Source organism: Pseudomonas sp. Sample_21 (assembly GCF_004307525.1).
Taxonomy (GTDB): Bacteria; Pseudomonadota; Gammaproteobacteria; order Pseudomonadales; family Pseudomonadaceae; genus Aquipseudomonas; species Aquipseudomonas atacamensis.
Genome location: NZ_RCNZ01000023.1, coordinates 1 through 14,609, shown reverse-complemented (window position 1 = coordinate 14,609; position 14,609 = coordinate 1). Strand labels below are relative to the sequence as shown.

The 14,609-nt window shown below is 61.7% G+C and carries 13 protein-coding genes; 12 read left to right on the top strand and 1 reads right to left on the bottom strand.

All coding sequences use genetic code 11. From position 1 onward, the window contains the following. Positions 1-21 precede the first annotated feature (21 nt). The 12 genes from asd (at position 22) to D8U71_RS01790 (ending at position 14,378) form a co-directional block, all read left to right on the top strand. Entirely contained in the window at positions 22-1,134 is a 1,113-nt protein-coding gene (gene asd / locus D8U71_RS01845; RefSeq protein ID WP_071171651.1) for an aspartate-semialdehyde dehydrogenase, read from the top strand. Between the two features lie 245 nt (positions 1,135-1,379). Then, positions 1,380-2,390: an aspartate-semialdehyde dehydrogenase gene (locus tag D8U71_RS01840; protein ID WP_130887044.1), complete on the top strand. Its 1,011-nt coding sequence runs from the start codon at positions 1,380-1,382 to the stop codon at positions 2,388-2,390. Positions 2,391-2,599: 209 nt separating this feature from the next. Then, positions 2,600-5,260: a FimV/HubP family polar landmark protein gene (locus tag D8U71_RS01835; RefSeq protein WP_130887043.1), complete on the top strand. Its 2,661-nt coding sequence runs from the start codon at positions 2,600-2,602 to the stop codon at positions 5,258-5,260. A 267-nt stretch (positions 5,261-5,527) separates the two neighbouring features. Next, positions 5,528-6,352, top strand: coding sequence for a tRNA pseudouridine(38-40) synthase TruA (gene truA, locus D8U71_RS01830; RefSeq protein ID WP_016773937.1), 825 nt, complete (start codon positions 5,528-5,530; stop codon positions 6,350-6,352). A 64-nt stretch (positions 6,353-6,416) separates the two neighbouring features. Further along, positions 6,417-7,049, top strand: a complete 633-nt coding sequence (locus D8U71_RS01825; protein WP_056784388.1) for a phosphoribosylanthranilate isomerase — start codon at positions 6,417-6,419, stop codon at positions 7,047-7,049. 199 nt (positions 7,050-7,248) lie between these two features. Then, positions 7,249-8,169 (top strand): acetyl-CoA carboxylase, carboxyltransferase subunit beta, encoded by a 921-nt coding sequence (gene accD / locus D8U71_RS01820; protein ID WP_016773939.1) that lies wholly within the window; start codon positions 7,249-7,251, stop codon positions 8,167-8,169. Beyond that, positions 8,166-9,473 carry a bifunctional tetrahydrofolate synthase/dihydrofolate synthase gene (folC, locus tag D8U71_RS01815; RefSeq protein ID WP_130887042.1) on the top strand — a complete coding sequence of 436 codons (1,308 nt, stop codon included), beginning with the start codon at positions 8,166-8,168 and terminating at the stop codon, positions 9,471-9,473. The genes accD and folC overlap by 4 nt, the downstream gene beginning before the upstream one ends. Then, a complete protein-coding gene (locus D8U71_RS01810) occupies positions 9,457-10,119 on the top strand; it encodes an SPOR domain-containing protein (RefSeq protein WP_024012393.1) in 663 nt (220 codons plus the stop codon). The genes folC and D8U71_RS01810 overlap by 17 nt, the downstream gene beginning before the upstream one ends. Before the next feature lie 98 nt (positions 10,120-10,217). Beyond that, a complete protein-coding gene (locus tag D8U71_RS01805; protein WP_016773942.1) occupies positions 10,218-10,778 on the top strand; it encodes a CvpA family protein in 561 nt (186 codons plus the stop codon). A gap of 41 nt (positions 10,779-10,819) precedes the next feature. Next, the gene (gene purF / locus D8U71_RS01800) at positions 10,820-12,325 is read left to right on the top strand and encodes an amidophosphoribosyltransferase (RefSeq protein ID WP_016773943.1); all 1,506 of its coding nucleotides are present in this window, start codon (positions 10,820-10,822) and stop codon (positions 12,323-12,325) included. Between the two features lie 68 nt (positions 12,326-12,393). Next, positions 12,394-13,605: an O-succinylhomoserine sulfhydrylase gene (locus tag D8U71_RS01795; RefSeq protein WP_016773944.1), complete on the top strand. Its 1,212-nt coding sequence runs from the start codon at positions 12,394-12,396 to the stop codon at positions 13,603-13,605. Beyond that, positions 13,602-14,378 carry an SDR family oxidoreductase gene (locus D8U71_RS01790; protein ID WP_130887041.1) on the top strand — a complete coding sequence of 259 codons (777 nt, stop codon included), beginning with the start codon at positions 13,602-13,604 and terminating at the stop codon, positions 14,376-14,378. Before D8U71_RS01795 ends, D8U71_RS01790 begins: the two co-directional genes overlap by 4 nt. A gap of 48 nt (positions 14,379-14,426) precedes the next feature. Here the strand turns inward: D8U71_RS01790 and D8U71_RS28470 are convergent. After that, positions 14,427-14,609: hypothetical protein (locus D8U71_RS28470; RefSeq protein ID WP_206663099.1), on the bottom strand; the 183-nt coding region annotated here is incomplete at its 5' end.

The window sequence follows — 14,609 nt, the reverse complement described above, 5'->3', positions numbered from 1 at the left end:
TTTCAAGAAGGTGTAGTTGCGATGAAACGTGTAGGTCTGATCGGTTGGCGCGGGATGGTCGGTTCCGTGCTCATGCAGCGGATGCTGGAAGAGCAGGATTTCGATCTTATCGAGCCGGTGTTTTTCACCACGTCCAATGTCGGTGGCCAAGGCCCGTCCGTGGGCAAGGACATTGCTCCGCTCAAGGACGCTTACAGCATTGACGAGCTGAAGACCCTCGACGTGATCCTGACCTGCCAAGGCGGCGACTACACCAGCGAAGTATTCCCCAAGCTGCGCGAAGCCGGCTGGCAGGGCTACTGGATCGACGCGGCGTCGAGCCTGCGCATGAACGATGACGCGGTGATCATTCTTGACCCGGTCAATCGCAAGGTCATTGACCAGCAACTGGACGCGGGCACCAAGAATTACATCGGCGGCAACTGCACCGTCAGCCTGATGCTGATGGGTCTGGGCGGTCTGTTCGAGGCCGGTCTGGTCGAGTGGATGAGCGCCATGACCTATCAGGCGGCTTCCGGTGCCGGCGCGCAGAACATGCGTGAACTGATCAAGCAGATGGGCGCGACCCACGCCGCTGTCGCCGATCAACTGGCCGACCCGGCCAGCGCGATCCTCGACATCGACCGTCGCGTGGCCGAGGCCATGCGCAGCGAAGCCTACCCGACCGAAAACTTCGGCGTACCGCTGGCCGGCAGCCTGATCCCGTGGATCGACAAGGAACTGCCAAACGGTCAGAGCCGCGAGGAGTGGAAGGCCCAGGCCGAGACCAACAAGATCCTCGGTCGCTTCAAGAGCCCGATCCCGGTCGACGGCATCTGCGTGCGCATCGGCGCCATGCGCTGCCACAGCCAGGCGCTGACCATCAAGCTGAACAAAGACGTACCGATCGCCGATATCGAAGGGCTGATCAGCCAGCACAACCCGTGGGTCAAGCTGGTACCGAACAACCGCGAGATCAGCATGCAGGAGCTGAGTCCGACCAAGGTCACCGGCACCCTGAATGTTCCGGTCGGTCGTCTGCGCAAGCTGAACATGGGTTCGCAATTCGTCGGTGCCTTCACCGTCGGCGACCAGCTGCTGTGGGGCGCGGCCGAACCGCTGCGCCGCATGCTGCGGATCCTGCTGGAGCGTTGATCGCTTGAAGCAATGAAAGAGCCCGTGCCTTGTGAGAGGTGCGGGTTTTTTTATGCCAAGGATTTCTCCGGTGTCTGTACTGCCTTTTTCGCGAGCAGGCTCGCTCCCACATTGAAATGCGGTCCCTGTGGGAGCGAGCCTGCTCGCGAAAGGGCCGGTCCAGCCGCCGCAAATCCTGCAGAAATTGCCTGTGCGCCACCCACCCGGTAAAGTGCCGCTCCCCCCGTTTTGCCAGAGGTAGCTCCATGACCCAGACTTTCGATATCGCCGTTATCGGCGCCACCGGTACTGTCGGCGAAACCCTCGTACAGATTCTCGAAGAGCGCGACTTTCCGGTCGGCAACCTGCACCTGCTGGCCAGCAGTGAATCGGCCGGCAGCTCGGTGCTGTTCCGCAACAAAAACGTCCGCGTGCGCGAGGTCGACGAGTTCGATTTCAGCAAGGTCAGACTGGTGTTCTTCGCCGCTGGCGCTGCGGTGTCGCTGAGCTACGCCGCTCGCGCCCATGCTGCCGGTTGCTCGTTGATCGACCTGTCCGGCGCGCTGCCTGCCGATCAGGCGCCACAAGTGGTGCCCGAGGCCAATGCCGATATTCTCGCCAGTCTGAAAAGCCCGTTCCAGGTCAGCAGCCCAAGCTCGTCGGCCACTACGCTTGCCGTGGTGCTGGCGCCGTTGCTCGATCTGCTCGATCTGCAATACGTCAACGTCACCGCCAACCTGGCCGTTTCGGCGCAAGGCCGCGAGGCGGTCACCGAGCTCGCGCGGCAGACCGCCGAGCTGCTCAACATGCGTCCGCTGGAACCGACGTTCTTCGACCGGCAGATGGCGTTCAACCTGCTGGCGCAAGTCGGTGCGCCTGATGCGCAAGGCCATACGCTGCTGGAAAAGCGTCTGGTACGCGAGTTGCGTCAGGTCCTGGCAAAACCTTTATTGAAGATTTCTGCCACTTGCGTTCAAGCCCCGGTGTTTTTTGGCGATAGCTTTAGCGTGACCTTGCAGTCAGGCAGCGCTGTTGACCTGGAAAAGATCAACGCCGCGCTCGAGGCAGCACCGGGCATTGAGCTGGTCGAGGCCGGCGATTATCCGACCGCGGTCGGCGATGCGGTGGGGCAGGACGTGGTCTATGTCGGCCGCGTGCGCAGTGGTGTCGACGACCCGGCGGAACTAAATCTTTGGCTGACGTCAGATAACGTACGCAAAGGCGCGGCGCTCAATGCCGTGCAACTGGCTGAGTTGTTGATAAAAGACCTGCTGTAAAAGATACTTGGCAACAATTTGTCGACTGATTCTAGGTGAGCGCTATGCTTGCCCGAAGCGCGTCGATGACGAGTCACCCTCCGGGACTTTCCGGGGCAGCACAGAAATGATCGCGCGCGGCGACCCCCGTCGTCGCGCGCAATGCCTTACGGCAGCGGTATTCAAAAGCTTCTCGCTGGCCGAGGAACGTTCAAACAAAGGATGAGGCTATGGTTCAAGTTCGCAAACTGGTGTTAGCAATAGCGGCCGCCTCGGCGCTGTCCTCCGGTATGGCGCATGCCCTCGGGCTCGGGGAGCTGACCCTGAAGTCGACCCTGAACCAGCCGTTGGTGGCTGAAATCGAGCTGCTCGACGTCAAGGATCTCACCGCCGCCGAGGTGGTGCCGAGCCTGGCTTCCCCTGAAGACTTCGCCAAGGCTGGCGTCGATCGGCAGGCCTTTCTCAATGACCTGACGTTCACCCCGGTACTCAACGCCAGCGGCAAAAGCGTGTTGCGCGTGACCTCGAGCCAACCGCTGTCGGAACCGATGGTGAAGTTCCTCGTGCAGGTGATGTGGCCCAATGGCCGCCTGCTGCGTGATTACAGCGTGCTGCTCGATCCGTCGAAGTTCTCGCCGCAGACCGCTGACGCCGCCGCGCAACCGGCGCCGTCGCAGACCATCACCGCGCCAACCACTGGCGCCACCCATCGCAATCAATACACCACCACGCCGCGCGACACCCTGTGGGAAATCGCCGCGAAGGCGCGCAATGGTGGCTCGGTCCAGCAGACCATGCTGGCGATTCAGGCGCTCAATCCGAATGCCTTTATCGACGGCAACATCAACCGTCTGAAAACCGGCCAGGTGCTGCGTCTGCCGGACCCAGTACAAAGCACCGCGCTGCCGCAGTCGGCAGCCATCGCTGAAGTGGCGGCGCAGAACGAAGCCTGGCGTCAGGGCCGTCGTTACGCGGCCAAGCCTGGCACCGGTCAGCAGCAGTTGGATGCAACCAATCGCGGTCGTGGCAATACCGGTACAGCGGCCAACACTCAGGACAATCTGAGCCTGGTCTCGGCGGAAAGCGCCAAGCCCGGTGCGAAAGGCCCGGCCGGCGACGCCAAGGCGCTGAGCAACAAACTGGCAATCACCCAGGAAAACCTCGACACGACCCGTCGTGACAACGAGGAACTGAAAAGCCGCATGGCGGATCTGCAGAGCCAGTTGGACAAGCTGCAAAAGCTGATCGAGCTGAAGAACAATCAACTGGCGAAGATGCAGGCCGACGGCGCCGGCGCTGCGCCTGGCGCCACTGCTGCTGTGCCGCCGGTGCCGGCGATCACTGCCGAACTGGCCGCAACACCGCCAGCCACCCCGGCCGACGCCGCATCGGCTTCACCGACTCCAGAATCGGCCATCGCGCCGCCAGCGGAAACCCCGGTTGAGCCAGTCGTCGAGCCGGTGGTCGAAACTACGCCGCCTGCTGCCGCCGATGACGACAAAGCTTTCAATGAACTGCTGACCAATCCGATCCTGCTCGGCTTGATCGGCGGCGGTGCGGTGGTTCTGCTGCTTCTGCTGTTGCTGCTGGCGCGCCGTCGCAAAGCCCAGCAGGAAGCCGAAAAGCACCTGCGCATGGCCCGCGCTCTGGCTGAAGAGCAAGAGTTCTCCGCTGAGCAGGAACTGCCGGAAAGCAGCTTCTCTGGTCTGGAAACCCCGGCAGCCAGCGTCAAGCTCAATACGCCAGCTCCGGCACCTGCGCCAACTCCAGCACCGGTCGTCACTCCGGTGGTGATGGCTGCGCCGATTGCCGCACCACTGGTGGCCCCGGCCGGCGAGCGATCGGATGACGTGCTCGACAAAGCGCAATCGCACATCAATGCCGGTCGCCTCAATCAAGCCGCCGCGCTGCTGGAAGAGGGCGTCAGCCTTGAGCCGGAACGCAGCGATCTGCGCCTGAAGCTGATGGAAGTCTACGGCCAGCAGGGCGATCGCGATGCGTTCGTTGCGCAAGAGCGTCAACTGGTGGCTAATGGCGATAACTTCGCCAAGGTCGAAGCACTGAAAAGCCGCTTCCCGGCCATGGCCGTGGTTGCTGCCGGTGGACTGGCGGCTGCCGCCGTCGCTGCCGAGCTGGACGCGCAGTACGTTAAGGAACTGCTGCAAGACGAGCCGCAAGCGCCCGAGACCGCCGCTGACGACCTCGACACCGCGTTCGATTTGAGCCTGGACGACCTCGACAACATCACCCCGGTCAATCCTCCACCAGTAGCCGAGCCAGAAGCGCCGGTCGAGCTCGACGCGTTTCCGGCCGAAGACGACCTGAGCTTCGCTTCGGTGCTGCAAGAGCAGACCGAGATGAAAGACAATCTCGACGATCTGTCGGACTTCGATCTGGATATGGATCTGGGCGCCGAACCATCGCCGGCCACGTTGGCTGAAGATGACTTCCTGCTGGATCTGGACGACGGCGTGAAGGACTTGCCCCCGGTCGAGACGCCGGTTGTCGCTGACGTGCCGCAGGACGATCTGGAGCTGCCAGCTGATTTCGACCTGTCGCTGGCGGACGAAATGGACAGCAACCCGGCTGCTGAGCCGGATGCCTTCTCGGCCGAGCTGGACGACGTCAATGCCGAGCTGGATCGCCTGTCGCAAAGCATGGCCGAGCCGAGCTTCACCGAAGCGGACGCGGCGATGGGTGACGATCTGGGCGAAGACGATTTCGACTTCCTCGCCGGCACCGACGAAGCGGCGACCAAACTCGATCTGGCCCAGGCCTACATCGACATGGGCGACGCCGACGGTGCCCGTGACATCCTCAACGAAGTGTTGACCGAGGGTGACGAGAAGCAGCGGGGCGAGGCCAAGGAAATGCTTTCCAACCTGGCGTAAGTTCAGCGGTAAACAACAAGCGGCAGCCCGGTGGGGCTGCCGCTTTTGTTTGCGCCGGATTCGGGGGTGTCTGATCGATTGCTTTCGCGAGCAGGCTCGCTCCCACAGGGGGATGCATTGCAAATGTGGGAGCGAGCCTGCTCGCGAAGGCGGCGGTACTGCCGATAGAGAACTCTGGCATCCCCGGCCCACCGCCTTATAATGCCCGCCTTTGCAAAATCAGCAGGCTGTACCACCTTGGCAAACATAGATAACCCGGTCGCCGAAATGGCGCCCGACGGCTTTTACCGCGTCGCGCTGGGCGTTGAGTACAAAGGCTCGCGCTACAGCGGCTGGCAGCGTCAGTTGACCGGTGTGGCGACGGTGCAGGAAGAGCTTGAAAAAGCTCTGTCGAAAGTCGCCAATTCACCGGTTTCCCTGCAATGCGCCGGGCGTACCGACGCCGGCGTGCATGCCTGCGGCCAAGTGGTGCACTTTGACACCCAGGTTGATCGCTCGCTGAAAGCCTGGGTCATGGGCGCCAACATCAATCTGCCTCACGACATCAGCGTCAGTTGGGCCAGGGTCATGCCGGCGCATTTTCATGCGCGCTTCAAGGCCATTGCCCGGCGTTATCGCTATGTGATCTACAACGATCAGATTCGCCCGGCGCACCTCAACGAAGAAATCACCTGGAATCACCGCCCGCTCGACGCCGAGCGCATGGCCGAGGCCGCGCAGTACCTGATCGGTACCCACGACTTCAGCGCGTTCCGGGCTGGTCAGTGCCAGGCCAAGTCGCCGATCAAAAAGATGCATCACCTGCGCGTGACCCGACACGGCAAGATGATCGTGCTCGACATTCGTGCCAATGCCTTCCTGCATCACATGGTGCGCAATATTGCCGGTGTGCTGATGACCATCGGTGCCGGTGAGCGCCCGGTGGAGTGGATGAAAGAAGTGCTGGAGAGTCGCGAGCGTCGCTCCGGCGGGGTGACGGCGCATCCATATGGGCTCTATCTGGTGCAGGTCGAGTACCACGACGAATTCCCGTTACCCGAGCGCTTTATCGGGCCACATTTCCTTACGGGTTTCTCCGAACTTGACGGCTGACGCCCTCGGACGCTTTTGTTACCATCCGGGACGTTTTCGGATTTTGCCTTGAGGTTTTCCTGACATGTCAGCTGTTCGCAGCAAGATCTGCGGCATTACCCGCATCGAAGATGCGCTGGCCGCCGTCGAAGCCGGCGCCGATGCGATTGGTCTGGTGTTTTACGCCAAGAGCCCGCGTGCAGTGAATGTGCAGCAGGCAAGGGCGATCATCAAGGCGTTGCCGCCGTTCGTCACCACCGTGGGGCTGTTCGTCAACGCCAGTCGTTGCGAGCTGGGAGAAATCCTCGATGCGGTGCCGCTTGATCTGCTGCAATTCCATGGGGACGAAAGCGCGGAGGAGTGCGAAGGCTGGCATCGTCCGTACATCAAAGCGCTGCGGGTCAAGGCCGGCGATGACATCGCCGCTGCCTGCGATGCCTTTCCCGGCGCCAGTGGCGTACTGCTCGACACGTATGTCGAAGGGGTGCCTGGCGGAACCGGCGAGGCGTTTGACTGGTCACTGATTCCGCAACACCTGAGCAAGCCGCTGATTCTGGCCGGTGGCCTGACGCCGGAGAACGTTGCTGATGCGGTAGCGCGGGTCAAGCCCTACGCGGTGGATGTCAGCGGCGGGGTAGAAGCGAGCAAAGGCATCAAGGATCACCACAAGATTCGCGCATTCATCAACGCGGTGCGCGGCAATACATCGTCGATGTGACGGCTGGCAGTCTGCCGCCGTCCATCAATGCACTTGCACAAAGCAGGCGCGGCTGAGGGTTGCTGAATCGTACGCAGGTCATGTTCCGCGCTGACCGCGACTGTTCATCAACCATCGCCACACACATGAATTTAGCTCAAGGGCATACGCGGGGCTGCGAACCAGAGCGTTCGGGCCGCCGGTACTGGAGAAAGAAAGCATGAGCAACTGGTTAGTAGACAAACTGATCCCTTCGATCATGCGCTCGGAGGTCAAGAAGAGCTCGGTGCCTGAAGGTCTGTGGCACAAATGCCCATCCTGCGAGGCGGTGTTGTACCGTCCGGAGCTGGAAAAGACCCTGGACGTTTGCCCCAAGTGCAACCACCACATGCGCATCGGCGCACGTGCGCGTATCGACATCTTCCTCGATCCGGAAGGCCGCAACGAACTGGGTGCTGACCTGGAGCCGGTTGACCGTCTGAAATTCCGCGACGGCAAGAAGTACAAGGACCGCCTGGTCGCTGCGCAGAAGCAGACCGGCGAGAAAGATGCGCTGATCTCGGTCAGCGGTACCCTGCTGGGCATGCCGGTAGTGGTTTCGGCATTCGAATTCAACTTCATGGGCGGTTCCATGGGCGCCATCGTCGGTGAGCGCTTCGTGCGCGCTGCCAACTACGCACTGGAAAACCGCTGCCCGATGATCTGCTTCGCCGCTTCCGGTGGCGCGCGCATGCAGGAAGCGCTGATCTCGCTGATGCAGATGGCCAAGACCTCGGCCGTGCTGGCGCGCCTGCGTGAAGAAGGCATTCCGTTCATCTCCGTACTGACCGACCCGGTCTACGGCGGCGTTTCCGCCAGTCTGGCGATGCTCGGTGACGTCATCGTTGGCGAACCGAAAGCCCTGATCGGCTTCGCCGGTCCGCGGGTAATCGAGCAGACCGTGCGCGAAAAACTGCCGGAAGGCTTCCAGCGCAGCGAGTTTCTGCTGGAACACGGCGCCATCGACATGATCATCCACCGTCAGGAACTGCGCCCACGTCTGGGTAACCTGCTGGCACAGATGACTGGCAAGCCGACGCCGAAGTTCGTCGCCGCGCCGATCGAGCCGATCGTGGTTCCGCCGGTGCCTGCCAACGTATGACCCAGCGCACCCTTGGTGAATGGCTCGCCTACCTCGAGCAGTTGCATCCTTCGGCCATCGACATGGGCCTGGAGCGTTCGCAACAGGTAGCGTCCCGCATGGGGCTGGGCCAGCCGGCGCCTCGGGTGATCACGGTCACCGGCACCAACGGCAAGGGTTCGACCTGCGCGTTCGTGGCTTCGTTGCTGCGTGCGCAGGGCCTGAGCGTTGGCGTCTACAATTCTCCGCACCTGCTGCGTTATAACGAGCGGGTGCAGCTCAATGGCGTCGAAGCCACTGACGCGCAGCTGTGCGAAGCCTTTGCTGCGGTCGAGGCGGGCCGCGGCGACACTTCCCTGACTTACTTCGAAATGGGCACCCTGGCGGCGTTCTGGCTGTTCCAACAATCCGCGCTTGACGCTGTTGTGCTCGAAGTGGGATTGGGCGGGCGTCTGGATACCGTCAATGTGGTCGATGCCGATATTGCGCTGGTCACCAGCATTGGCGTCGATCACGCCGATTATCTGGGCGATACCCGCGAATCCGTCGCCTTCGAGAAGGCCGGTATCTTCCGTCAGGGCAAACCGGCCTTGTGTGGCGACCTGAATCCTCCGCAACCGCTGCTCGACAAGGCACGCGAACTGGCTTGCCCGTTTTTTCTGCGTGGTCGCGATTTCGATCTCGGCATCACTGAGCAGCACTGGCAGTGGCGCGGTACCGACGCGCAGGGCCAAGCGGTCGAATTGCGTGATTTGCCACTGCTTGATCTGCCGATGGAAAACGCCGCGCTGGCGCTGCAAGCCTATCTGCTGACAGGTTTGCCGTGGAATGCCGAACAGATTGTCGCGGCGTTGCAGGCGACGCGCGTGGTCGGGCGCCTCGATCGTCGTTCGTTCGAATGGAACGGCAAGCGCCTGAACCTGTTGCTGGATGTTGGTCACAATCCGCATGCCGCTGAATATCTCGCGCGACGTCTGGCTGCGCGGCCGCCGGTTGGCAAGCGTCTGGCGGTGTTCGGGTTGCTGGCGGACAAGGATCTCGATGGTGTTGTTGGCGAATTGAATGCTAGTGTCGCGCATTGGGCTGTCGCGCCGCTGGATTCGCCGCGTGCGCGTCCCGTAGCTGAGCTTGAGGCAGCGCTGCAGAACCTTGGTGCTTCGGTTACGTCCTATGCCAGCGTTGCGGCCGCTCTGGAAGGGCAGTGCGCTATAGCAACCAGCGACGACGAGATTCTGTTGTTCGGATCATTTTATTGTGTCGCCGAGGCCCTTGAATGGCTGGCCCGGCGCTCCACGGAGGAAGCGGCAAATGGCTTTGCTGGATAAAGCGTACAAGCAGCGCATGGTCGGCGCTTTGGTGCTGGTGGCGCTGGCGGTGATCTTCCTGCCGATGCTGTTTTCCCGTCAGGACGAGCAGCGTCAGGTGACCGTCGAGGCCCCGGCTGCGCCTCAGCCTTCGGCCATGCCGCAAGTGCAAATGGACCCGGTCGCCGTGCCTGAGCCCCAGGCTTTGCCGCAAGAGCCGGTGCCAACGGACGAAGAGGTCGCTGAAGAAGTGGTGCCTGCTGCTCCGGCTGCTGCTCCGGCCGCCCCGGCACCGACCATCCCGGCGCAGATTGCCCGCCCGGCAACGCCGCCACCGGTGGCCAAGCCGATTCCGGCGCCGGCTCAGCCAATCACCTCCGCAACCAGCAAGCCTGACACCACGCAGAGCCGCGTCGATGCCAACGGTCTGTCGGTGAGTTGGTCGGTGCAACTGGCCAGTCTGTCGAGCCGCGCCAGCGCCGAAAGCCTGCAGAAGAACCTGCGCAGCCAGGGTTATAACGCCTACATTCGTTCGGCCGATGGCAAGAATCGGGTGTTCGTCGGTCCGCTGATCGAGCGTGCCGAGGCCGATCGTCTGCGTGATCTGCTGAGCCGTCAACAGAACCTCAAGGGCTTCGTTGTCCGTTTTCAGCCTGAACGTGGCTGAAATCTATCATCTCGATTGAAAAGCACTGACAATCGCAGCTTACCGACAGCCATGCGCTCTGCTAAAATGCGCCGCCTTATCCGTCTGTAGGCTGCACTGTGCCATTTACCTGGGTTGACTGGGCGATCGTTGCAATCATCGCCATCTCCGCATTGATCAGTCTGAGCCGCGGCTTCGTAAAGGAAGCGTTATCGCTGCTGACCTGGATCATCGCAGGAGCGGTTGCCTGGATGTTTGGTGGCTCACTGTCCGAGTACCTCGCCGGATACATCGAAACCCCATCGGCTCGCGTGATTGCGGGCTGTGCCATCATGTTTGTCGCCACACTGATCGTGGGCGCAATGATCAATTATCTTATCGGCGAGTTGGTTCGCGTCACCGGGTTATCCGGGACCGATCGATTCCTCGGCATGGCCTTCGGCGCAGCGCGTGGCGTGTTGCTGGTGGTCGTGGCGGTCGGGCTGTTGAGCCTGGGGCCGGTACAGCAGGACGGGTGGTGGAAAGAATCACAGCTCGTGCCCAAGTTTCTATTGGTCGCCGACTGGTCCAAAAACCTGATACTCGGGTGGAGCAGTCAGTGGCTTGCCAGCGGAATCAGCGTACCCGCTGAGATTCCGTTCAAGGAGCAGCTCTTGCCGACGGCGAAAACGCCTCAGTGAGTGCTGTTCAGTTCAGATCCATTAAGTAGGGGTTGCGTCGCATGTGTGGCATCGTCGGTATCGTCGGTAAGTCGAACGTCAATCAGGCGCTGTATGACGCGCTAACCGTGCTCCAGCACCGCGGCCAGGACGCTGCCGGTATCGTGACCAGCCATGATGGCCGGTTGTTCCTGCGCAAGGATAATGGCCTGGTGCGTGACGTGTTCCAGCAGCGTCACATGCAGCGTCTGGTCGGCCACATGGGTATCGGCCACGTCCGTTACCCGACTGCCGGCAGCTCGACGTCGGCCGAAGCCCAGCCGTTCTACGTCAACTCGCCGTATGGCATCACCCTGGCGCACAACGGTAACCTGACCAACGTTGAACAGTTGGCCAAAGAGATCTACGAATCCGATCTGCGTCACGTCAACACCAGTTCCGACTCGGAAGTGCTGCTCAACGTGTTCGCCCACGAGCTGGCCCAGCGCGGCAAGCTGCAGCCGACCGAAGAAGACGTGTTCGCCGCTGTGACCGATGTGCACAACCGCTGCGTGGGTGGTTACGCCGTGGTGGCGATGGTCACCGGTTACGGCATCGTCGGTTTCCGCGATCCGCACGGCATTCGCCCGATCGTGTTCGGCCAGCGTCACACTGACGAAGGCGTCGAGTACATGATCGCCTCGGAAAGCGTTTCCCTGGACGTGCTCGGTTTCACCCTGATCCGCGATCTCGCGCCAGGCGAAGCGGTGTACATCACCGAAGATGGCAAGCTGCACACCCGTCAGTGCGCAACCAACCCGTCGCTTACCCCGTGCATCTTCGAACACGTCTACCTGGCGCGTCCGGACTCGATCATCGACGGCGTGTCGGTGTACAAAGCACGTCTGCGCATGGGCGAGAAGCTTGCCGAGAAGATCCTGCGCGAGCGCCCTGAGCACGACATCGACGTGGTCATCCCGATTCCGGACACCAGCCGTACCGCAGCGCTGGAACTGGCCAATCACCTGGGCGTGAAATTCCGCGAAGGCTTCGTCAAGAACCGTTACATCGGTCGCACCTTCATCATGCCGGGCCAGGCTGCGCGCAAGAAGTCGGTACGCCAGAAGCTCAACGCCATCGAGCTGGAATTCCGCGGCAAGAACGTCATGCTGGTCGATGACTCGATCGTGCGCGGCACCACTTGCAAGCAGATCATCCAGATGGCCCGCGAAGCCGGCGCGAAAAACGTCTACTTCTGCTCGGCGGCGCCTGCGGTGCGCTTCCCGAACGTCTACGGTATCGACATGCCGAGCGCTCACGAACTGATCGCGCACAACCGTTCGACTCAGGACGTGGCCGATCTGATCGGCGCTGACTGGCTGATCTATCAGGACTTGCCTGACTTGATCGAAGCGGTCGGTGGCGGCAAGATCAAGATCGAGCACTTCGATTGCGCAGTGTTCGACGGCAAGTACGTGACCGGTGACGTCGACGAGGCTTACCTGAACAAGATCGAACAGGCGCGCAACGATGCCTCGAAGGTCAAGACCCAGGCAGTCAGTGCGATCATCGATCTGTACAACAACTGAGTTTCCACCGGCCCTGAGGGGCCGGTTTTGTATCTGATATTTATTGTTCGTGAACAAAGGAGAGCAGCATGAGTCAGGAATGGGATGCCGGTCGGCTGGACAGCGACCTCGAAGGCGTAGCGTTCGATACCCTGGCCGTCCGTGCCGGTCAGCACCGCACGCCGGAAGGCGAACACGGTGACCCGATGTTCTTCACCTCCAGTTACGTGTTCCGCACCGCTGCCGATGCAGCGGCGCGCTTTGCCGGCGAAGTGCCGGGCAACGTCTATTCGCGCTACACCAACCCGACCGTGCGCGCGTTCGAAGAACGCATTGCCGCGCTGGAGGGCGCCGAGCAAGCCGTCGCCACGGCAACCGGCATGGCCGCGATCATGGCGGTGGTGATGAGCCTGTGCAGTGCTGGCGATCATGTGCTGGTGTCGCGCAGCGTGTTCGGCTCGACCATCAGCCTCTTCGAGAAGTACTTCAAACGCTTCGGTGTCGAAGTCGATTACGTCCCGCTGGCCGATCTGTCGGCCTGGGACGCGGCGATCAAGTCCAATACCAAGCTGCTTTTTGTCGAGTCGCCGTCCAATCCGTTGGCCGAGCTGGTGGATATCGCCGCCCTGGCAGAAATCGCGCATGCCAAGGGCGCGCAGCTGGTGGTCGACAACTGCTTCTGCACCCCGGCGTTGCAGCAGCCGCTGAAGCTCGGCGCGGATATTGTCGTGCACTCGGCGACCAAGTTCATCGACGGTCAGGGCCGCTGCATGGGCGGCGTTGTCGCCGGGCGCGGTGAGCAGATGAAAGAAGTGGTGGGTTTCCTGCGGACCGCCGGGCCGACCCTCAGCCCGTTCAACGCGTGGATCTTCCTCAAAGGCCTCGAGACCCTCAACCTGCGCATGAAAGCGCATTGCGCCAACGCTCAGGCGCTGGCCGAATGGCTGGAGCAGCAGGACGGCATCGAGAAGGTCCATTACGCCGGTCTGAAGAGCCATCCGCAGCACGAGCTGGCCCAGCGCCAGCAGAAGGGCTTCGGTGCGGTTGTCAGCTTTGAGGTCAAGGGCGGCAAAGAAGGCGCCTGGCGCTTTATCGATGCCACGCGGTTGATTTCGATCACCGCCAACCTCGGCGACAGCAAAACCACGATCACCCATCCAAGCACCACCTCCCACGGCCGTCTGGCGCCACAGGAGCGTGAAGCGGCAGGCATTCGTGACAGTCTGATCCGCGTTGCGGTCGGTCTGGAAGACGTGGCTGACCTGCAAGCTGATCTGGCGCGCGGTCTGGCGGCATTGTGATCGAGTTGTCCACACCCGCGGCCAACACCCATGGCCGCGTGGCGCTGGTCACCGGGGCTGCGCGCGGTATTGGCCTCGGAATCGCCGCTTGGCTGGTCAGCGAAGGCTGGCAGGTGGTGCTGACCGATCTTGATCGGGTGCGTGGTTCGAAAGTGGCGAAGGTGCTGGGCGAGAACGCCTGGTTCATCGCCATGGACGTCGCCGACGAAAATCAGGTCGCGCTGGGCGTGGCCGAGGTATTGGGGCAGTTCGGTCGCCTAGATGCATTGGTCTGCAACGCGGCGGTGGCCGATCCGCACAACATCACCCTGGAGAGCCTCGATCTGGCGTATTGGAATCGGGTGCTGGCGGTGAATTTGAGCGGGCCGATGTTGCTGGCCAAGCACTGTGCGCCGTATCTGCGTGCGCACAACGGTTCGATCGTCAATCTGGCCTCGACCCGCGCGCGACAGTCGGAGGCGGACTCCGAGGCCTACGCTGCGAGCAAGGGCGGGCTGTTGGCGCTGACCCATGCGCTGGCAATCAGCCTTGGACCGGAAATCCGCGTGAACGCAGTCAGTCCGGGCTGGATCGATGCCCGTGATCCCTCGGTGCGTCGCGCCGAACCTTTGGCCGATGCCGATCATGCTCAGCATCCGGCGGGCAGGGTAGGGGCTGTCGAGGACGTGGCGGCGATGGTGGCGTGGTTGCTGTCGAGGAATGCCGGGTTTGTCACCGGCCAGGAATTTGTCGTCGATGGCGGCATGACCAAGAAAATGATCTACGAGCAGTGAAAGGCAGCTTCAAGGTGCAAGCTAAAGCAAGACGCTGGTGTGCCTGCTTTAGGTGATCCTGCTTTTTCTTGGAGCTTGCAGCTTGCAGCTAAAACCCGTTTTTGAAAAAAACTCCAATCCTGCTATTGACTTAGCTTCGCCACCTGCGTAAATTTCGCGGCCTCGGAGATGCAAACGGGTGATTAGCTCAGCTGGGAGAGCGTCTGCCTTACAAGCAGAATGTCGGCGGTT

Coding starts and splice junctions, on each gene's coding strand:
- asd (WP_071171651.1), top strand. CDS start 22: ATGAAACGTGTAGGTCTGATCGGTTGGCGCGGGATGGTCGGTTCCGTG.
- D8U71_RS01840 (WP_130887044.1), top strand. CDS start 1,380: ATGACCCAGACTTTCGATATCGCCGTTATCGGCGCCACCGGTACTGTC.
- D8U71_RS01835 (WP_130887043.1), top strand. CDS start 2,600: ATGGTTCAAGTTCGCAAACTGGTGTTAGCAATAGCGGCCGCCTCGGCG.
- truA (WP_016773937.1), top strand. CDS start 5,528: ATGGCGCCCGACGGCTTTTACCGCGTCGCGCTGGGCGTTGAGTACAAA.
- D8U71_RS01825 (WP_056784388.1), top strand. CDS start 6,417: ATGTCAGCTGTTCGCAGCAAGATCTGCGGCATTACCCGCATCGAAGAT.
- accD (WP_016773939.1), top strand. CDS start 7,249: ATGAGCAACTGGTTAGTAGACAAACTGATCCCTTCGATCATGCGCTCG.
- folC (WP_130887042.1), top strand. CDS start 8,166: ATGACCCAGCGCACCCTTGGTGAATGGCTCGCCTACCTCGAGCAGTTG.
- D8U71_RS01810 (WP_024012393.1), top strand. CDS start 9,457: ATGGCTTTGCTGGATAAAGCGTACAAGCAGCGCATGGTCGGCGCTTTG.
- purF (WP_016773943.1), top strand. CDS start 10,820: ATGTGTGGCATCGTCGGTATCGTCGGTAAGTCGAACGTCAATCAGGCG.
- D8U71_RS01795 (WP_016773944.1), top strand. CDS start 12,394: ATGAGTCAGGAATGGGATGCCGGTCGGCTGGACAGCGACCTCGAAGGC.